The organism is Sphingopyxis sp., from assembly GCF_036675685.1.
Taxonomy (GTDB): domain Bacteria; phylum Pseudomonadota; class Alphaproteobacteria; order Sphingomonadales; family Sphingomonadaceae; genus Sphingopyxis.
In genome coordinates, this window is record NZ_JAKFEM010000055.1 from 1 (window position 1) to 18,060 (window position 18,060).

Here is an 18,060-nt window from a genome sequence, read left to right on the forward strand (position 1 = left end):
GTCGACGCGCCATGTCTCGGCCATCGCCGAGAAACTGGCACAGCGGATCAAGCAGGAAGCGGGCCGCCAGGTTCGCGTCGAAGGACTGCCCAATGCCGATTGGGTGCTGCTCGATGCGGGCGACGTCATCGTCCACCTGTTCCGCCCCGAGGTGCGTAGCTTCTACAACCTCGAGCGCATGTGGTCATTCGGCGACGCGCCGCCGGTTACCGCGGCAAATTGACGTCCGCCCCGCCACCCGGCTAGGCGGACGCTCATGTTGCTGCACATCATCGCGCGCGGGCGCATCGGGCGCGGGCCCGAGGCCGAGCTGGTCGAGCGCTATATGAAGCGCGTGACCTGGGCGCAGAAAATTTCCGAGCTTCCGGACACGGGCGGCCGCATGCCTGCCGCCGCCGATAACAGCCGGACGGTGCTGCTCGACGAGGGCGGCGAGCAGATGTCTTCGCTCGAATTTGCCAAATTGCTGGAAGGCTGGCGCGACGGCGGAGTGCGCGAGGCGCGTTTCTGCCTCGGCGCCGCTGACGGTTTCACGCCCGAGGAACGCGAGGGCGCGGCGAAAGTCATCGCTTTTGGCCGCGCGACCTGGCCGCATTTGATGGCGCGCGCGATGCTCGCCGAACAATTGTGGCGCGCGACGAGCATCATCGCGGGCCATCCCTATCACCGCGAAGGCCGCCAATGAGGCGCCTCCTGGCCTCGCTGACTGTCGCTGCCCTTTTCGCGGGCGGCGCGTTGGCGCTGGCGCAGAGCGATGTTTTCGATCCGCAGGCGATCGCCGCCCGCGAACGCGACCAGTTGCTGAGCGCCAAGCAGCAATCGGCCGAGGCGATGGCGCGCAGCACGCGGCTCGAGGCGCAGGCCGCGGCGGCAAGCAGCGAGGCCGACCGGCTGAAGAAACGCAGCGCAGCGCTCGCCGCGCGCATCCAGTCGGCCGAGGCCGACATCAGCGCCGGCGAAGCGCGCGTCGCGCTCGTCAGCCGCCGTCTTGCGGGGCGGCGCGCGCGCCTGGCGCAGCAGCAACAGCCGCTGCTCGAACTCGCCGCCTCGCTCCAGCAGTTGAGCCGCCAGCCACCCGTCAGCGTGCTCGCGCAGCCGGGATCGCTGACCGACATGGTGCACGCGCGCGCGGTGATCGACGCCGCGATGCCGGTGATCGAGAGCCGCACCGTCGGGGTCCGGCGCGAACTGACGCTGCTCCAGGCGACGCGCCGGCAACAGGCGGTGGCGTTGAAAGCGCTGGGCGCCAGCAAGGCGCAGCTCGCACAGCGGCGCGACGCATTGACGCGGCTCGAAAATGAAGGGCGGCTGCGCTCGCGCGAGCTGATGAGCAGCGCGCAGCTCGAGGCCGACCGCGCACTGGGGCTCGGCGAAAAGGCGCGCGATATTGTCGATTTGATGGACTCGCTCGAAGCCGATGGCGCGGTGCGCGCCGAACTCGCGCAGCTTGCCGGCCCGCTCCCGCGCCCGCGCAATCCCGAAGGCAGCATGACCAGCGCCGCGCCGCCTGCCGTGGCCGAAGCCGAATTGACCGCGGGCGCCTATCGCCTGCCCGTCGTCGGCCGCATCGTCGCGGGGCTCGGCGAGGTCAATGAAAGCGGCGTGCGCTCGCGCGGGGTGACGATCGCGGCGCGCCCCGGCGGACAGGTCGTCGCCCCCGCCCCCGGCCGCGTCGGGTTTGCCGGCGATTATCGCGGCTATGGCAAGATCGTCATCATCGACCATGGCGGCGGCTGGGTCTCGCTGCTGACGGGCATGATCGCGCTGTCGGTCGGGGTCGGCGACACGCTCGACGCCGGGACACCGATCGGCCGCGCCGGGTCCGACGATAGCCGTATCACGGTCGAGCTGCGGCGCGGCGGGCGGCCGGTCGATATTGTCGCGATGATCGGCTGATCGCCCCCGTTAATTGGCGGTTCCGCCCCTGCCCCGTATCGGGATGCGCCGCTTGACGAGCGCAGATTTGCGTAGGAGGATGGCGCGCCGGGGATTATAAGGCGGGATTGCTCTCGCGAGACTGAAAGACGCCCATGACCGACTCGACCAAGACCGCTGCCTCTCCGAAGCGCCGCTTTGCGTTGTGGCAGGGCGCCGCCGCGCTCTCGACACTGGCGCTCGTTCCGCTCGCGACCGGGGCGATGGCGACGGTCGACAGCAAGACGCAGGAAGAAATTTCGCGTTTCATGGACGTCTATCTCGAAGTGAAGTCCAATTATGTCGAACCGGTCGACGATTCGAAGCTGATCGAAGGCGCGATCAACGGCATGCTCGCCAGCCTCGACCCGCATTCGGGCTATCTCGACGCGCGCGGTTTTTCGAACCTCCGCACCCAGACCGACGGCGAATATGGCGGGCTCGGCCTGTCGGTGACGATGGAGGATGGCGTGGTCAAGGTGATCGCACCGACCGCCGACACACCGGCCGCTAAGGCGGGGATCAAGGCCGGCGATTATATCACCCACATCAACAAGGAACTGATTTTCGGCCTGACGCTCGACGAGGCGGTCGAACAGATGCGTGGGCGTCCCGGGACCAAGATCGACGTCACCGTCGTGCGCGAAGGCCAGGACAAGCCGATGGAGATGACGCTGACGCGCGAGGTCATCGACCTGAAGCCCGTCAAATGGGAAGTCAGCGGCGATGTCGGCGTGCTCACGGTCACCAGTTTCTCGGCCGACGCAACCACCGATCTCAAGGCCGCGATGATGGCGGTCGAAAAATCGCTGGGCAAGAAACCGCGCGGCTGGATCCTCGACCTGCGCTCGAACCCCGGCGGGCTGCTCGACGAAGCGGTCGGGATCAGCGACCTGTTCCTCGAACGCGGCGAAATCGTCTCGCAGCGCGGCCGCCGCAAGGGCGACATCGAACGCTACTTCGCCGAACCCGGCGATGCGGCCAGCGGGGCGCCCGTCGTCGTGCTGATCGACTCGGGATCGGCCTCGGCCTCCGAAATCGTCGCCGGCGCACTCCAGGACCAGCATCGCGCGGTCGTGATGGGCGAACGCAGCTTCGGCAAGGGATCGGTGCAGACGGTGCTGCCGCTGACCGACACCACCGCGCTGCGGCTGACCACGGCGCGCTATTATACCCCGTCGGGCCGCAGCGTGCAGGAAGGCGGGATCGAGCCCGATATCCGCGTGCCGCAAATCTCGGATCCCGACTATGCCTCGCGTCCCAAATTCCGCGAAAGCGACCTTCGCCGTCACCTCGTCAACGAGAAGAAGGTCGACAACGGCCTGCTCGAAAAGGACGAAAAGGCCGATCCGCGCTTCACCGCGTCGGCCGCCGACCTGAAGGCCAAGGGGATCGAGGATTTCCAGCTGCATTATGCGCTGCAAACGATCGGCCGCATCAACCCGGCCGCACCGCGCATGGCGCAGGGCAGCAAGCCCCCGGTCAAGCCGGCCGCCAAGCCGACCGCACGCAACTAAGGGGCGGAGGACATGCTGAAATCGCGGCTTTCCGCGCCCGTCGTCGCGTTCCTCGCGCCGCTGCTGCTTTATGGCGGTGCGCTGGTGTCGCAATATGGCTTTGGCCTCCACCCGTGCGAAATGTGTTACTGGCAGCGCTGGCCGCATCAGGCCGCGATCCTGCTCGCGCTGCTCGCGCTGCTGCTCCGCGGCAATGACAAGGCGATGCGCGCGCTCACCCTGCTCGCCGCCGTCGCCATCGCGATCAGCGGTGCGATCGGCATCTTCCACGCCGGGGTCGAATATGGCTTTTGGGAGGGCGTCACCACCTGCGCAACCGGAGCGAGCGGCCCGGTGTCGCTCGATTCGATCATGAACGCGCCGCTGATCCGCTGCGACACCGCGCAATGGACCTTGTTCGGGATTTCGCTTGCGGGTTTCAATGCGATCTTCTCGCTCGGCGCCGCCGCGCTCGTCTTGACCTTGCTGCGCCGGAAGACCACATCGGGGGCATGACCGACGCCCCATTAAAGACCGATCGGCGCACCGCATCGATGATCCGTGTCGACCAGGCGGGCGAATATGGCGCGACGCGCATCTACGCGGGGCAGCTCGCGGTGATGGGCGACCGCCACCCGATGGCGCGCGAAATCGCGCATATGGCCGAGCAGGAAGAGCGCCACCGCAAATTTTTCGACACTATGGTCGCCCGGCGCGGGGTCCGCCCGACCGCGCTGCAGCCCTTCTGGAACGTCGCGGGATTCGCGCTCGGCGCAGTGACTGCGGCGATGGGCCCGCGCGCCGCAATGGCGTGTACCGCCGCGGTCGAGACCGAGATCGACCGCCATTACCAGCACCAGCTCGACGAGCTGGGTGATGCCGATCCCGAACTCAGCGCCGCGGTCGCCGATTTTCGCGCCGAAGAGCTCGAGCATAAGGAAGCCGCGCTGGCCGCGGGCGCCGAAAGCGCGCCGGGCTACCCGGTCCTGAGCCTCGCGATCCGGGCGGGTTGCCGTGCAGCCATCGCGCTGTCGAAGCGTATCTGATACTATAGTCCTGCCGCTCCGTTCATGACGGATGCAGGGTCGCGGTGTCATGCCGCGCCAAGCTTATGAAGGAAAATCCGATGATCCGCCTCCCCCTGTTCGCACTGATCCTGGCCGGCAGCACCGCCGCCATGCCCGCCGCCGCGCAGGAAGCCACGGTCGACGCCGAAAAGATCAACCAGGTCATCGTCTATGGCGACGACAAATGCGAGCAGAGCAGCCCCGACGAGATCGTCGTGTGTAACCGCCTGCCCGAAACCGAACGCTATCGCGTGCCGCCGATGCTGCGCGGCAATCCGCTCGATGTGCGCAACGAAGCGTGGGCGAACAAGGTCGTCGCGCTCGAGCGCGTCGGCCGCTTCGGCACCGACAGTTGCTCGCCGACCGGGCTGGGCGGCTTCACCGGTTGCACCCAGGCGCTGCTCGCGGGCGCGAAGGCCGAACGCAAGGCCGCCGACAAGACCGACTGGCAGGCGATGATCGCCGACGAGCGTGCGAAGCGCATCGCGGGGATCGATGCCGCGTCGGACGAAGTCGAAGCCGCGGTCGTCGCCGAGGAACGCGCGCTCGCCGAGCGCCAGAAGGCCGCCGAAGAGCTCGAACGGCAGGCGAGCGGCCAGGCGCCCATGCCGGCCGCCCCCGACGAGGCCGACGCGGCGCCGCTGCCCACGCCGCCGAAACCCTGATACTTTTTTCCCGTCATCCCGGCGAAGGCCGGGGGTGACGGCTTGCGTGGGAAGGCGATGAGCGCGCTCTAGTGCTCGCAAGGCCTCCAGAGCTTCGCGACCTTGCCTTTCCACCAGCGCAGGAAAAGGCCGAGCGCGACCCCGACGCCGATCGCGATCGTCAGGTCGGCGAAGATCGTCAGCATCAGCGTCAGGGCCAACACCAGCAGTTCGTCCCACGGCAGTCTCAGGTGCTCGCGCCACTTTTCGGGCTCGGCCATATGATAGGCCGTGACCAGCAACACCGCGGCCAGCGCCGGCAGCGCCAGCGCCCCGGCCAGCCCGCCGGCCATGAGCACCACGGTCAGGATCACCAGCGCATGGACCATGCCCGCGACCGGCGTGCGTCCGCCGGCGCGGACATTGGTCGCGGTACGCGCGATCGCGCCGGTGACGGGCAAGCCGCCGAACAGCGGCGTCACGACATTGGCATAACCCTGCGCCAGCAGCTCGGCGCTCGGGCGGTGATGGCCGTCGAACATGCGATCGGCGACGATGGCGGAGAGCAGCGATTCGACCCCCGCGAGGAAGGCGATGGTGATCGCGGAGGGCAAGAGTCGCAGAAGCTTGTAGGGCGTCACCTCCGGCCAGTGGGGCGCAGGCAGACCGCTGGGCAAAGTGCCGAAGCGCGACCCCACCGTGTCGACCGGCAGATGCAGGAACAATACCGCGATCGACGCGGCGCCGACCGCGATCACCAGCACCGGCCAGCGCGGCCGCCAGCGGCGGAGCAGCAGGATCGCGGCGATCGTCGCGATCGTGACGCCGATTGCCGCGAGGCTGACCGTATTGCGCGCATCCCACAGCCATTCGAGCTTGGGCAGCATGTCCGCCGGCGCGCGGCCCTCGCGATAGCCGAACGCATCCTTGAGCTGGCTGACGGCGATGATGCCGGCAATACCGATGGTAAAGCCGTCGATCACCGGTTCGGGAACCAGCGCGATCAGGCGGCCGGCGCGAAAGAAGCCCGCGACGATCAGGATGATCCCGCCCATGACTGTCGCGACGATCAGCCCGTCCATGCCATGGTCCTGGATCACGCCATAGACGACGACGATGAATGCGCCGGTCGGCCCGCCGATCTGCACCCGGCTGCCGCTCGTCGCGGAGATGATGAAACCACCGATGATCGCCGTGACGAGCCCGACGAAGGGCGTGCTGCCCGATGCGATGGAGATCGCGATGCACAGCGGCAGCGCGACGAGCGCAACGCTGACCCCGGCCAACGCATCGGCACGGAAAAGCGGCCAGCTGTAATCGCCTATGGTATCGAGCAATTGGGCCGGCGCATCGCGTCTCCGTCCGTCGAGGCAACCGAATGGCGCTACGCCCCGGCCCGACATCCGGTCAAGGCTCGGCCGGCTCAATTCAGCAGATATTGCTTCCAGAAGAGAAGCGACGCCCAGAAATTATAATCGGCATTTTCCTTCTTGGCGAAGCCATGCCCCTCGTTCGTGCCGACGAGGTGCCACGCGGTGCCGCCATTCTTGCGGATCGCGGCGACGATCTGGTCGGCCTCCGACGCCGGCACGCGCGGATCATTGGCCCCCGTCACGACGAACAGCGGCTTCTTGATGTCGGCGACGCGGGTCAGCGGCGAGATTTCCATCAGCTTCTTGCGCTCTGCGGGCACACGCTCGTCGCCATATTCGACGCGGCGCAGGTCGCGGCGATATTCCTGCGTATTTTCGAGGAAGGTGACGAAGTTGGAGATCGCGACGACGCACAGGTTTGCGCGCAGCTTGTCGGCATAATGGGTCGCGGCGGCATAACACATATAGCCGCCATAACTGCCGCCGGTGAGGCCGAAACGCGACGCATCGAGCGCCTTGTCCTTGGCCAGCGCACCGAGGAAGGCGCCCATGTCCTTGACGCTGTCCTCGCGCTTGAACGGCCCGTTATCGAGGCTGACGAAGGTCTTGCCATAACCCGTCGAGCCGCGGACGTTGGGATAGAAGAGCGCGATCCCCATTTCGTTGAGCATATAGTTGCTGCGTCCCATGAAGCCCGGGCGCGACTGGCCTTCGGGTCCGCCATGGACGCTCATGATCAGCGGGCGTTTTCCGGGGAATTTCGCCGGATCGGGACGATAGAGGAAGCCCGAGACTTCAAGCCCGTCGAAGCTTTTGACCTTCACCAGCTCGGGCTCGACATTCCTCGACACGTCGAGCCCGCCGGTTTCGCTTTCGGTCCAGCGCGTCACCGCCAGCGTCTTCGGATCGACGCTGAAGGCATCGGCCGCGCTGCGCGCCGAGGTGAAGCTGATCCCGATCTCGCCCCAAGGCGCGATTTCGACGCCGCCGATGATCCCGGTAGGCAGCTTGTCGACGGTGCGCACCGCGCCGCTCTTCGGATCGAAAAGCTTGAGCTTGCTCGTCCCCGCTTCGTTGACGGTATAGGCGATGAAGCTGCCATCCTCGGCGATGTCGAAACCGCTGACTTCCCATTTTTCGGCCGGCCCCTTCGGCGTGAACTTGCCCGTCGCGGGATCGAGCGTGCCGAGGCGTTCGAATTCGGAGCCCTCGTCGCTGGTAATCCAGATCGTGCCGTCGGGGGCGAAGACGCCGCCGTTTTGGGCCACCGTCCTGCTGTGATCGCCGATCGGAGTCAGCGCGCCGGTCTTCAGATCGAGCCGGAAAAAGTCTGATTTCTGGACCGAGACATATTGAGCAACGATCGCCCAGCTCTTGTCGGGCGCGAAGTCGAGCAGCGCCCAGCCGCCGCCCTCGACCTCAGCCACCATGCGGTTCGATGCGGGGTTGCGCGGGTCCATGACATAGATGTCGCTGTCGCGGCCGTTACGGCGGGTCGAGGTGTAGGCGACCAGGCTGCCGTCGGCGCTCCACGCGTTGAACCCGTTACGGCTCTTGCCGTCGGTGAGCAGTTCGAGCCGCCCGTTCTTCTGCGCATAGAGTTGATAGAATTCATTGCCGCCAATGTCCTTCTGGACCAGCATGATGTCGGCGGATTTGGGCGACCAGATGCCCGAACCGATGGGCTCGGCCTCGAACGTCAGCTGCTTGCGTGCCCCCATCGGCATCGCAACGCGGTGCAATTGCGCGGTGTTGGCAAAGCGGGTCGCGATCAGCATCGATTTGTCGACCGGGTTCCAGCCGACGAAACTGGCGCCGCGATTTTCCATATAGGGGCGCGTTGCCGCGGTCAGTTCGGCGGGAATGTCGGGCATCCCGTCGGCGATCAGCGCCGCCGGCTTGGGCTCGACCGCGGGCTTGTCGCCGTCGGCCGCCCACGCAGGCGCGAGCGGCAGGGCAAGGGCTGCCAGAAGGGCAAGAGTGCGCATGGTTGTTTCCCCGTTTTGCTTGAAGCAGATGGACCGACGATAGACGCTATCAGCAGGTCGATTGGATGCAACGCTTCGACAAAAGACGGGTTTCGCTCGACGATCGACGCGACCGGCCGGGCGCCGGTGGAATCGCGCGCCAGACAGTCCATGCTGCCAATTTCGCAGCTTTTTTTTTGCGGTACAACGCGATTTGGTTGCGAATCCGCGCCGAATCGAGTGCAAAAATTAACGAATCACGGTCAAGCTGTCTTGACTTGGGAATATTTGGGGCAAATCGTGGCGTTTCTGGGAATCGCCGGCCGGGGAGGCTGAAAACATGGCATCGACGTTTGGACCGCGCCTCTGGCGCCGATCGACTGCAAGCGTGCCTCCGGCGCGGAGCCTCGGCCGTCGAATGACCTGGCATGCCGCCACCGCCCTTCTCGCTTTTGCCGCTCTCCAGATCTGGCTCGTGATGAGCGCGGTCGCCGCAGGGGCGCCTTCCGCGCTGATCGTTGTCGCGCTGGTCATGCTGCTGGCGCTCGCACTGCCCGTCGCCCGCTCGACCGAACGGCGCTGGTATCATCTCAGCCGCCAGGCGCTCGCCAGCTGGGGCCTGCATGCACGCTTCCGCCGCGATGTCCGCCGTCTGTGGGTCGCCGCGCTGACGCTGCCCTTCCTGTGGATCAGCGGCGCGATGGCCGCCACCGACGCAATCGCGGCTATGATCAACTGAGCCATTCATCCTTTTCGTCATCCCCGGACTTGATCCGGGATCCATTCCAGCAGCGAAGCCATGGACCCCGGATCAAGTCCGGGGTGACGAAGGTTGGAGACTTTGATTTTTTACCGCGCGCCGTATAGGGCGCGGCGATGCTGACCGTTTCCGAAGCCCTCGACCGTGCGCAGATGCTGTGCGACGCCGCCGCGAAAGCCGGCGCCGATGCCGCCGACGCGCTTTATTACTGCAACGCCGCGACCTCGGTCTCGATGCGGCTCGGCGCGCTCGAGGATGTCGAGCGGTCCGAGGGGCAGGATATTTCGCTGCGCGTCTTCGTCGGCCAGCGCAGCGCGAGCGTGTCGACCGCCGACATGGACGCGGGCGAGCTGGCGAAACTGGTCGAACGCTGCGTCGCGATGGCGCGCGAAGCCCCCGAGGACCCCTATGCCGGCCTCGCCCCCGAGGCGATGCTGTTCAAGGGTCCCGTCCCCGATTTCGACCTCGACGACGGCAGCGAAGCCGACCCCGCCGCGCTGCGCACCGCCGCATTGGCGGTCGAGGAAGCCGCGCGCGCCGTCGCGGGCGTGACCAACAGCGAAGGCGGCAGCGCGAGCCACAGCCGCACGCGTTTCGCGCTCGCGACCAGCCACGGCTTTGCCGGCGGTTACGGGTCGAGCGGGCACAGCCTGTCGGCGAGCGTCATCGCGGGCGAAGGCGCGAGGATGCAGCGCGACTATGGCTGGCACAGCGCGCACCATCTGGCCGACCTCGAAAGCACCGGCGACATCGGAACGCGCGCCGGCACCCGCGCCGTCGCGCGGCTGAACCCGGGCAAGGCGCCGAACGGCAAGGTGCCGGTATTGCTCGACCCGCGCGTCAGCGGCGGCATCGTTGGCCATCTGCTCGGCGCGATCGCCGGGCCCGCGATCGCCCGCGGCACCAGCTTTCTGCTCGGCAAGGAAGATCAGATGCTGTTCGACAGCGGCATCGTCATTCGCGACGAACCCCATCGCGCGCGCGGACTGCGCAGCCGCGCCTTCGACGGCGAAGGCCTGCCGACCGCCGCGCGCGACCTCGTCGCCGATGGCAAGATCACCGGCTGGCTGCTCGACACCGCCTCGGCGAAGCAGCTCGGCCTGACGCCCACCGGCCACGCGAGCCGTGGCGGCGGCGCGTCGGGGGTCGGTGCAAGTAATCTGCACCTCGCGGCGGGCAGCGTGACGCCAGCGGCGCTGATGCAGGGCATCACCGAAGGCGTCTATATCACCGAACTGATCGGCCATGGCGTCAACCCCGTCACCGGCGATTACAGCCGCGGCGCATCGGGCTTCCTGATCAAGGATGGCGCGCTCGCCGGGCCGATCGCCGAATTCACCATCGCGGGCAATCTGATCGACATGTTCGCGGCGCTGATTCCTGCGAACGACCTCGAATTCCGCCACGGCACCAACGCGCCGACTTTGCGCATCGACGGCATGACCGTCGCGAGCAGCTAGTAGCGATGCCGGGCCGCAACCTCGAAGCCGTGATTGCCGCGACCCGCGAGGTCGGCGACATGGCGATGGCGCGCTGGCGCGGCGAGGGTCAGGCGGTCAATGTCTGGAACAAGTCGCACGACAATCCGGTCAGCGACGTCGACCTCGCGGTCGACGCGCGGCTGAAGGCGGTGCTCGGCGCGATGGTGCCCGAAGCGGGGTGGCTGTCCGAAGAGACCGCCGACAACGCCGATCGCCTCGCGTGCCGCGCGATGTGGTGCGTCGATCCGATCGACGGCACGCGCGACTTCATCCGCGGCCGCCCCGGCTGGTGCGTGTCGGTCGCGCTCGTCGTCGAGGGGGCGCCCGAACTCGGCGTGCTTTACGCCCCCGCGCTCGACGAACTGTGGGTCGCGCAGCGTGGCAAGGGTGCGTTGCTCAACGGCGAAACGCTGCACGCGAGCCGCCGCACGAGCTTCGACGGCGCGCGCGTCCCCGCCGACAGCCTGCCCAAGATCGACCGCGACCTCGTGATGGTCACCAAGCCGAACAGCATCGCGCTGCGCATGGCGCTGGTCGCCGACGACCGCGCCGACCTGGTCGCGACGCTGCGCTGGGGTTTCGAGTGGGATGTCGCCGCCGCGGCGCTGATCGCGACCGAGGCCGGAGCCACGGTGACCGACGCGTTCGGACAGCCCCTGATCTTCAACACCCCGCGCGCGCAAGCGTTCGGTGTCATTGCTTGCGCCCCCGGAATCCATACCGCCGTCGTCGACCGCTTGCATGATCGGGCCGTCGCTCTTACATCCCCATCCTGACCGCCGATTGGACGGCGCCGCTCACCGCAGCGCGCTTGACAATTGGCCCGACTCACCGTAACGGCGCACCTATTCCGACAGCCTGACCGGACGGCGAAGCGCAACCGCGCATCGTGGTCCGTTTTTTGCGTTGGAAATCAGACGCTTTGAGATGGGGCCGATTGCCAACGGCCCTGTGGAGCAGGAGAAAGTATCCATGGCACGTATTGCGGGCGTCAATTTGCCCACCAACAAGCGCGTGATCATCGCGCTCACCTATATCCACGGCATCGGTCGCAAGACCGCCGTCGACATCGCCACCAAGCTGGGCATCGACCACACGCGCCGCGTGCAGGACCTGTCCGACGCCGAAGTGCTGCAGATCCGCGAAACGATCGACGCCGACCTGACGGTCGAAGGTGACCTTCGCCGCAACACGGCGATGAACATCAAGCGGCTGATGGACCTAGCCTGCTATCGCGGGCTGCGTCATCGCAAGGGCCTTCCGGTCCGTGGCCAGCGCACGCACACCAATGCGCGCACCCGCAAGGGCAAGGCCAAGCCGATCGCCGGTAAGAAGAAGTAAGGTCGAGCGCGTCCGCCGGGCGCGCTTCCTTATTTCCCCTGCCGGGGCAGCGGCATCCGCCCGCCACCGGCCATTCAGGATTTAGGTTAGGATTTCATCATGGCTCGTGAACCGCAGCGCCTTCGTCGGCGCGAACGCAAGAATATCTCGTCGGGTGTGGCCCACGTCAACGCGACCTTCAACAACACGATGATCACCATCACCGACGCCCAGGGCAATGCGATTGCCTGGTCGAGCGCCGGCATGATGGGCTTCAAGGGCAGCCGCAAGTCGACCCCTTACGCGGCGCAGGTCTGCGCCGAAGACGCCGGCAAGAAGGCCGCCGAACATGGCGTCCGTACGCTGGAAGTCGAAGTCAAGGGCCCGGGCGCCGGTCGCGAGTCGGCGCTGCGCGCGCTGCAGGCGGTCGGTTTCCACATCACGTCGATCCGCGATGTGACCCCGATCCCGCACAATGGTGTCCGCCCGGCCAAGCGCCGCCGCGTCTGACGCCTGCTTCGGGTGCGCCCCATTTCCGGGGCCGCATCCGCCATCTCTTAAACGCCGGACAGGTTGGCCGACCCACCAATCCGTCCCGCCAAAAGCAAAGGGAAGACCATGACTGTCAATATCCGGAACTGGCAGGAATTGAAGAAGCCCAGCAACCTGGAAATCAAGGCTGGCAGCGACGGCAAGCGCAAGGCGACCTTCGTCGCCGAGCCGCTCGAGCGCGGCTTTGGCCTGACGCTCGGCAACGCGCTGCGCCGCGTGCTGCTCTCGTCGCTCCAGGGTGCGGCGATCACGTCGATCAAGATCGAGAACGTCCTCCACGAATTCTCGAGCCTGGCCGGCGTGCGCGAAGATGTCACCGACATCGTCCTCAACGTGAAGCAGATCGCGCTCAAGATGGAAGGCGAAGGCCCGAAGCGGCTCCAGCTTTCGGCGACCGGTCCCGCGACCGTCAAGGCCGGCGACATCATGGTGTCGGGCGACATCAAGGTGATGAACCCGGGTCATGTCATCTGCCACCTCGACGACGGTGCGACGCTGAACATGGAACTCGTCGCCGACACCGGCAAGGGTTACGTCCCCGCGACCGCCAACCGTCCGATCGACGCGCCGATCGGCCTGATCCCGGTCGACTCGCTCTACTCGCCGGTGCGCCAGGTCGCCTACAAGGTCGACAATGCCCGCATCGGCCAGGAACTGGACTATGACAAGCTGAACCTGACCGTCGAAACCGACGGCACGATCACCCCGGAAGACGCCGTCGCTTACGCCGCGCGCATCCTCCAGGACCAGCTCCAGGTCTTCGTCCACTTCGAAGAAGCGATGAACGACAGCGGCCTCATCGGCATGGCGGCTTCGCCGACCACCGCCGATGAATCGGACGTCAACCAGCTCAACCGCTTCCTTCTCAAGAAGGTCGACGAGCTCGAACTGTCGGTCCGCTCGGCGAACTGCCTCAAGAACGACAACATCATCTATATCGGTGACCTCGTTCAGAAGACCGAAGCCGAAATGCTTCGCACCCCGAACTTCGGCCGCAAGTCCTTGAACGAAATCAAGGAAGTGCTGTCGTCGATGGGCCTGCGCCTCGGCATGGACATCCCCGGCTGGCCGCCGGAGAACATCGAAGAAATGGCCAAGAAGCTCGAACAAGAGCTGCTGGGCTGATCTGAAACTGTTCCCCGGCGAAAGCCGGGGCCCAGTTGCAACGCTGCTTGGACCCCGGCTTTCGCCGGGGAACACAAAGGTCAAGGGCTCCACCTCAAGCGGGCCTGGTCTGGGCTACCTCACACGGGCCCTTAACGAACGAAGGAATGGATTATGCGTCATAAATCGGGTGGCCGGAAGCTGCAGCGCACGAGCGCGCATCGCACGGCCCTGTTCCGCAACATGTCGGCCTCGCTCATCAAGCATGAGCAGATCACGACGACCGTCGCCAAGGCGAAGGAACTGCGTCCCTATATCGAAAAGCTGGTCACGCTGGCGAAGCGCGGTGGCCTCGCCAATCGTCGCCTCGCGATGAGCCGCCTGATGGACGACACGCAGCTGGTCAAGCTGTTCGACACCCTTGCCGAGCGTTACAAGGACCGCAACGGCGGCTACACCCGCGTGATCAAGGCCGGCATCCGCGCCTCCGACGCGGCGCCGATGGCGGTCATCGAATTCGTCGATCGCGACGTCGATGCCAAGGGCCAGGATTCGGGTCCGGTCGAGCAGTATGACGACGAGGTCGAAGCCGCGTAAAACGCGCTTTCAGTGACACGAGAAACAAGGGCGGCATCCGAGAGGATAGCCGCCCTTTTTCATGGGAGAGTTAGATGGCTGCCAAGGGGTGGGAAGCGGCCCCTGGCCGTGTCGTAAATAACCGTCGCCCCCGCGAAGGCGAGGGCCGCCGTCGGTTTACGCCTTCGCCGCTGTGTAAGGCGGCCAGCAACCCCCGCCTTCGCGGGGGCGACGGTTACTATCGGTCGTTAGAAGCCATTCCCCGCTGGCGACTCTCCACCCGTAACGCCACTTGACTCCAGATCGCTTTCATCCGATATTTCTGTTATGACAGAAATATCGGAACATGCGCTAAAACTGTCCCCGGCAGCGACCGAGTTCATCCTCCATTGGGGCAATCTTGGCGGGCAGTGGGGGGTCAACCGGTCGGTGGCGCAGATCCATGCGTTGCTGTTCGTTTCCGACCGTCCGCTTCATGCCGAAGAGATTGCCGAGATGCTTGGCCTTGCGCGCTCCAACGTCTCCAATTCGATCAAGGAACTGATCGGCTGGCGGCTGATCCAGCGCGTGCCGATGCTGGGCGACCGGCGCGACCATTTCGCCGCCGAAACCGACATATGGGAGATGGTGACGCGGATCGCGGCAGGCCGCAAGGCACGCGAGATCGACCCCGCCGAGGCCGCGCTGAAGGCGTGCGTTGCGCGGGCGGCGAACGACCCCGAGCTCAGCGCGGGGGCGAAGGCGCGCCTCGCCGACATGCTCGATTTCGTGAGCACGATGAGCCGCTGGCACGACGAGATGCTGAGCGTGCCCAAGCCCGCGCTGATGCGGCTGATCAAATTGGGCGCCGGGGTGACGAAGCTGATCAACTGGCGCCCCGGCAAGGGCCGGGACGAGCGGTAGGGGACGGGTGATGGCAGGCATGGCGAAACCCGGGCAAGCTTTCGAGTCCCCTGCCCCGGGCCTGTCGCAGACGGAAGCGGATGAAGCACTTTACGACTATCGCTTTCGCCGCCTGCTTCCCCGCGACGCATGGGATACGCTCCCCGACGATGTGCAGCGCCGGTTTACCAAGCGGCTGAGCGGGCAGCGGGTCGCGATCTACAGCGGCGAAATCGTCTGGACGCGCTTGTCCGCGGCGGGCTGGCTGCTCGCGCAGGCTTGCCGCCTGATCGGCGCGCCGCTGCCGACAGATCGAAGCGGGGCCGCTCCCGCGGCCGTCGCGGTGAGCGAAGACCGAGCGAGCGGTGGGCAGCTGTGGACGCGCATCTATGGCCGCGCGCGCGGGATGCCGCAGGTGATCCACAGCGCGAAGCAATTCGCCGGCACGACGGGGCTGGAGGAGCATATCGGCGGCGGCTTCGGCATGGCGCTGACCGTGCGGGCGGAGTGCGATGCGCTCATCTTTTCCTCCGACCATTATTTCTGGCAGGCGGGCCCTGTCCGCTTTCGCCTGCCGCGCTGGCTCGCGCCGGGGGCGACGCAGGTGACGCACCGCGACCTCGGCGGCCGCCGCTTCGCGTTCGACCTTCGTGTCGCGCACCCGCTGTTCGGGATGCTCGTCGACCAGCATGCGCTGTTCCGCGATGGTTGACGCGCCGCTCCGCGTCCTGCTTATCGGCGCGACGGGCGTCTTCGGCAGCCGCCTTGCCGAACGCGCCGCGATGGAGCGCGGAATCGCGCTCACGCTCGCGGCGCGCGGCCGCGGCAAGCTCGATGCGCTGGCCGCCCGGCTCGGCGGATTGCCCGCCCGGCAGGTCGACCGGATGAACATCGCCGCCGGGGACCTGGCCGGTCACGATGTCGTCATCGACGCCGCCGGTCCCTTCCAGACCTCCACCCCGACCGTCATCGAAGCGGCGATCGCGGCCGGCATCCATTATATCGATCTTGCCGACGGGCGCGCCTTTGTCGCGGCGATCGGCGTGCATGACAGCGCCGCCATGTCGGCGGGGGTCAGCGTCACGACGGGCGCGAGCAGCGTCCCCGCGCTCTCGCACGCCGTGATCGATGCGCTGACCCGCCGCGGCGCGCCCGATCAGTGGGTGCAGGTCGACGCCATCCGCGTCGGCATCTTTCCTGGCAATCGCGCCCCGCGTGGGCTCGCGGTGGTCCAGGCGATCCTGTCCTATGTCGGGCATCCGGTGCGCGTGTGGCGTCAGGGCGCGTGGACCGATGTCCCCGGTTGGGGACAGACACACCGCTGGGCGGTGCCCGGCGTCGGCAAACGCTGGGCGAGCGTCTGCGACACCCCCGACCAGGATCTGCTCGTCCAGCGCTACCTGCCGCGCCGCAGCGCCGAATTTTTCGCGGGGCTCGAACTCGGCGTGCTGCACCTCGGCCTCGCCGCGCTCGCGCTGCCGGTGCGGTGGGGATGGATAGCCAGCCTTCGCCCCGCCGCGCGACCCCTGTTGGCGATCGCGGCGCCGCTACTCCCCTTCGGCAGCGATGTCGGGGCGATGGATGTGATCGTGACGGGCCTCGACGACAAAGGCCGGCCGGCGCGCGCGCAATGGACGCTGCGCGCCGACGGCAATCGCGGCCCCCATGTCCCGGTGTTCGCGGCGCTGGCGCTGCTCCGCCGCTTCCGCGCCGGGCAGCCACCCGCGCCCGGCGCGCGGGCGTGCGTCGGCATCCTGACCCTCGCCGATTTTGCCGATGATTTCGCGGCGCTGGGGATTGCGACCCGCGGCGCTGCGAAAGATCGCGCGGCGGACGGTTTCGACCGGCCCGATCACCCCGTTTGACGAAGAAACAGGCGCGGTCTGTTCAGCTCGCAAATTGCGGTTGCGCGCGGGTTTCCAGAAGCTCGTACCAGTTGAGATACGGCCAGCCATCGTCGTCGGCGACGACTTCTTCCCAAAGGCCATGGCACAAGGCGCGAAGGTCGCCGAGCACCGTCGCGCGGAAGCGCCGGGCAATCTGCGGCAGCGGCTCGGCTCCAAGGCGACCGAAGCGGAGCGCAGGCCCCATCGCGTGGCAGATCGGACTAAGGTCGCCGTTGGCCATCACCACCAGCGGGTTGAGAATATCCGAAAGCAATGGATTGCCTTCTTCCAAGCCGTCGCCCGGCACCACCAGTTCGGGGCGCGCGGCAAGCGTCGCACGGTTGAACAGATCGACATGGATGGTCAGCCGCTCGCCATAGTCCGCCTGCAACGCAAGCGCCGTCAGCCAGGTGCGCGCGAGTATCTCGCCGTCGAGCCCGGCGCCTTCGAGGTTTCCCTCGGTGGCGCCCTCCATGTCCTTTGCCGCGCCCACCATGCCGAGCGGGTGAAGCTGCAGGATGCGCGCGCCCTGCTCCACCGCAAACTCCGCCATCCACGGGAGATCGGGAAGGCTGTCGCGGGTAACCGTATGCGCGATCCCGAAAGGAAGCCCGGCGCGGCGAACGACATCCAGTCCCTTCAACATCCTGGCGAAGGCGGTCGGCGAACGGCGGATCCGGTTGTGCACCGCTTCGCGCCCGTCGACACTCACGGCAACCAGATCGAGGAGCCCCAGCGCCGCGGCGCGCCCATCCGTCAGCACCGTGCCGTTGGTGACCGCCAGCCGCCGCAAACCAAGCGCTTTCGCTGCCTCCAGCACGGCCGCAAAATCGGGGTAGAGGAACGGTTCCCCGCCAGAAAAGGCGGCAACGCCATAGCCTTCGTTCGCCGCTTCCCCAAGAAAGCGGATCAGCGCCGGTGCCGGCAATTCTTCGGTTTCACGCGGTCCCGATGCCGAATAGCAATGCGCGCAGGCGAGGTTGCAACGACGGTTCAGGTGAACCTGAACCGTCTTGCTTGCGATGGCACCAACCAAGG

At 66.8% G+C, this 18,060-nt stretch carries 20 protein-coding genes; 17 read left to right on the plus strand and 3 right to left on the minus strand.

All coding sequences use genetic code 11. From position 1 onward, the window contains the following. The 7 genes from rsfS to V6M50_RS18370 form a co-directional block, all read left to right on the plus strand. Positions 1–223, plus strand: a 223-nt coding sequence (gene rsfS / locus V6M50_RS18340; protein ID WP_332820024.1) for a ribosome silencing factor, incomplete at its 5' end; no start/stop codon positions are given. Between the two features lie 33 nt (positions 224–256). Beyond that, entirely contained in the window at positions 257–685 is a 429-nt protein-coding gene (locus tag V6M50_RS18345; protein WP_332820025.1) for a 23S rRNA (pseudouridine(1915)-N(3))-methyltransferase RlmH, read from the plus strand. Beyond that, entirely contained in the window at positions 682–1,896 is a 1,215-nt protein-coding gene (locus V6M50_RS18350) for a murein hydrolase activator EnvC family protein (protein WP_332820026.1), read from the plus strand. Before V6M50_RS18345 ends, V6M50_RS18350 begins: the two co-directional genes overlap by 4 nt. A 134-nt stretch (positions 1,897–2,030) precedes the next feature. Beyond that, a complete protein-coding gene (locus V6M50_RS18355) occupies positions 2,031–3,431 on the plus strand; it encodes a S41 family peptidase (RefSeq protein ID WP_332820027.1) in 1,401 nt (466 codons plus the stop codon). 12 nt (positions 3,432–3,443) lie between these two features. Further along, on the plus strand, positions 3,444–3,926 hold the full coding sequence (locus V6M50_RS18360; RefSeq protein WP_332820028.1) for a disulfide bond formation protein B: 483 nt from the start codon (positions 3,444–3,446) through the stop codon (positions 3,924–3,926). Next, positions 3,923–4,456 carry a demethoxyubiquinone hydroxylase family protein gene (locus V6M50_RS18365; RefSeq protein ID WP_332820029.1) on the plus strand — a complete coding sequence of 178 codons (534 nt, stop codon included), beginning with the start codon at positions 3,923–3,925 and terminating at the stop codon, positions 4,454–4,456. Before V6M50_RS18360 ends, V6M50_RS18365 begins: the two co-directional genes overlap by 4 nt. Positions 4,457–4,536: 80 nt before the next feature. Continuing rightward, positions 4,537–5,142 (plus strand): hypothetical protein, encoded by a 606-nt coding sequence (locus V6M50_RS18370; protein WP_332820030.1) that lies wholly within the window; start codon positions 4,537–4,539, stop codon positions 5,140–5,142. Positions 5,143–5,210: 68 nt separating this feature from the next. On the opposite strand, the gene V6M50_RS18375 is transcribed toward V6M50_RS18370, so the two are convergent. Together V6M50_RS18375 and V6M50_RS18380 are read right to left on the minus strand one after the other, a co-directional pair. Then, the gene (locus tag V6M50_RS18375) at positions 5,211–6,458 is read right to left on the minus strand and encodes a SulP family inorganic anion transporter (protein WP_332820031.1); all 1,248 of its coding nucleotides are present in this window, start codon (positions 6,456–6,458) and stop codon (positions 5,211–5,213) included. 86 nt (positions 6,459–6,544) lie between these two features. Next, positions 6,545–8,482 (minus strand): S9 family peptidase, encoded by a 1,938-nt coding sequence (locus V6M50_RS18380; protein WP_332820032.1) that lies wholly within the window; start codon positions 8,480–8,482, stop codon positions 6,545–6,547. A 397-nt stretch (positions 8,483–8,879) separates the two neighbouring features. Between V6M50_RS18380 and V6M50_RS18385 the strand changes: the two genes are divergently transcribed. The 10 genes from V6M50_RS18385 to V6M50_RS18430 all read left to right on the plus strand — a co-directional run bounded on the left by V6M50_RS18385 (position 8,880) and on the right by V6M50_RS18430 (position 17,001). Further along, entirely contained in the window at positions 8,880–9,200 is a 321-nt protein-coding gene (locus V6M50_RS18385) for a hypothetical protein (RefSeq protein ID WP_332820033.1), read from the plus strand. Positions 9,201–9,337: 137 nt separating this feature from the next. After that, the gene (locus V6M50_RS18390; RefSeq protein WP_332820034.1) at positions 9,338–10,681 is read left to right on the plus strand and encodes a TldD/PmbA family protein; all 1,344 of its coding nucleotides are present in this window, start codon (positions 9,338–9,340) and stop codon (positions 10,679–10,681) included. A gap of 5 nt (positions 10,682–10,686) precedes the next feature. After that, a complete protein-coding gene (locus tag V6M50_RS18395; protein WP_332820035.1) occupies positions 10,687–11,478 on the plus strand; it encodes an inositol monophosphatase family protein in 792 nt (263 codons plus the stop codon). 196 nt (positions 11,479–11,674) lie between these two features. Further along, a complete protein-coding gene (rpsM, locus tag V6M50_RS18400) occupies positions 11,675–12,043 on the plus strand; it encodes a 30S ribosomal protein S13 (RefSeq protein ID WP_332820036.1) in 369 nt (122 codons plus the stop codon). Positions 12,044–12,142: 99 nt separating this feature from the next. Beyond that, positions 12,143–12,532, plus strand: coding sequence for a 30S ribosomal protein S11 (rpsK, locus tag V6M50_RS18405; protein ID WP_003040416.1), 390 nt, complete (start codon positions 12,143–12,145; stop codon positions 12,530–12,532). A gap of 108 nt (positions 12,533–12,640) precedes the next feature. Further along, complete coding sequence (locus V6M50_RS18410) at positions 12,641–13,699, plus strand: DNA-directed RNA polymerase subunit alpha (RefSeq protein ID WP_332820037.1); 1,059 nt, start codon at positions 12,641–12,643, stop codon at positions 13,697–13,699. Positions 13,700–13,852: 153 nt separating this feature from the next. Then, positions 13,853–14,275 (plus strand): 50S ribosomal protein L17, encoded by a 423-nt coding sequence (gene rplQ, locus V6M50_RS18415; RefSeq protein WP_332820038.1) that lies wholly within the window; start codon positions 13,853–13,855, stop codon positions 14,273–14,275. A gap of 306 nt (positions 14,276–14,581) precedes the next feature. Continuing rightward, positions 14,582–15,157 (plus strand): GbsR/MarR family transcriptional regulator, encoded by a 576-nt coding sequence (locus tag V6M50_RS18420; RefSeq protein WP_332820039.1) that lies wholly within the window; start codon positions 14,582–14,584, stop codon positions 15,155–15,157. A 10-nt stretch (positions 15,158–15,167) separates the two neighbouring features. Next, the gene (locus tag V6M50_RS18425) at positions 15,168–15,848 is read left to right on the plus strand and encodes a DUF4166 domain-containing protein (RefSeq protein ID WP_332820040.1); all 681 of its coding nucleotides are present in this window, start codon (positions 15,168–15,170) and stop codon (positions 15,846–15,848) included. Beyond that, on the plus strand, positions 15,841–17,001 hold the full coding sequence (locus V6M50_RS18430; RefSeq protein WP_332820041.1) for a saccharopine dehydrogenase family protein: 1,161 nt from the start codon (positions 15,841–15,843) through the stop codon (positions 16,999–17,001). Before V6M50_RS18425 ends, V6M50_RS18430 begins: the two co-directional genes overlap by 8 nt. Before the next feature lie 22 nt (positions 17,002–17,023). On the opposite strand, the gene V6M50_RS18435 is transcribed toward V6M50_RS18430, so the two are convergent. Next, on the minus strand, positions 17,024–18,058 hold the full coding sequence (locus V6M50_RS18435; protein ID WP_332820042.1) for a radical SAM protein: 1,035 nt from the start codon (positions 18,056–18,058) through the stop codon (positions 17,024–17,026). Positions 18,059–18,060 lie beyond the last annotated feature (2 nt).

Coding starts and splice junctions, on each gene's coding strand:
- V6M50_RS18355 (WP_332820027.1), top strand. CDS start 2,031: ATGACCGACTCGACCAAGACCGCTGCCTCTCCGAAGCGCCGCTTTGCG.
- V6M50_RS18380 (WP_332820032.1), bottom strand. CDS start 8,482: ATGCGCACTCTTGCCCTTCTGGCAGCCCTTGCCCTGCCGCTCGCGCCT.
- V6M50_RS18360 (WP_332820028.1), top strand. CDS start 3,444: ATGCTGAAATCGCGGCTTTCCGCGCCCGTCGTCGCGTTCCTCGCGCCG.
- V6M50_RS18385 (WP_332820033.1), top strand. CDS start 8,880: ATGACCTGGCATGCCGCCACCGCCCTTCTCGCTTTTGCCGCTCTCCAG.
- V6M50_RS18390 (WP_332820034.1), top strand. CDS start 9,338: ATGCTGACCGTTTCCGAAGCCCTCGACCGTGCGCAGATGCTGTGCGAC.
- V6M50_RS18420 (WP_332820039.1), top strand. CDS start 14,582: ATGACAGAAATATCGGAACATGCGCTAAAACTGTCCCCGGCAGCGACC.
- rpsK (WP_003040416.1), top strand. CDS start 12,143: ATGGCTCGTGAACCGCAGCGCCTTCGTCGGCGCGAACGCAAGAATATC.
- V6M50_RS18345 (WP_332820025.1), top strand. CDS start 257: ATGTTGCTGCACATCATCGCGCGCGGGCGCATCGGGCGCGGGCCCGAG.
- V6M50_RS18395 (WP_332820035.1), top strand. CDS start 10,687: ATGCCGGGCCGCAACCTCGAAGCCGTGATTGCCGCGACCCGCGAGGTC.
- V6M50_RS18425 (WP_332820040.1), top strand. CDS start 15,168: ATGGCAGGCATGGCGAAACCCGGGCAAGCTTTCGAGTCCCCTGCCCCG.
- rplQ (WP_332820038.1), top strand. CDS start 13,853: ATGCGTCATAAATCGGGTGGCCGGAAGCTGCAGCGCACGAGCGCGCAT.
- V6M50_RS18410 (WP_332820037.1), top strand. CDS start 12,641: ATGACTGTCAATATCCGGAACTGGCAGGAATTGAAGAAGCCCAGCAAC.
- V6M50_RS18430 (WP_332820041.1), top strand. CDS start 15,841: ATGGTTGACGCGCCGCTCCGCGTCCTGCTTATCGGCGCGACGGGCGTC.
- V6M50_RS18365 (WP_332820029.1), top strand. CDS start 3,923: ATGACCGACGCCCCATTAAAGACCGATCGGCGCACCGCATCGATGATC.
- V6M50_RS18370 (WP_332820030.1), top strand. CDS start 4,537: ATGATCCGCCTCCCCCTGTTCGCACTGATCCTGGCCGGCAGCACCGCC.
- V6M50_RS18350 (WP_332820026.1), top strand. CDS start 682: ATGAGGCGCCTCCTGGCCTCGCTGACTGTCGCTGCCCTTTTCGCGGGC.
- rpsM (WP_332820036.1), top strand. CDS start 11,675: ATGGCACGTATTGCGGGCGTCAATTTGCCCACCAACAAGCGCGTGATC.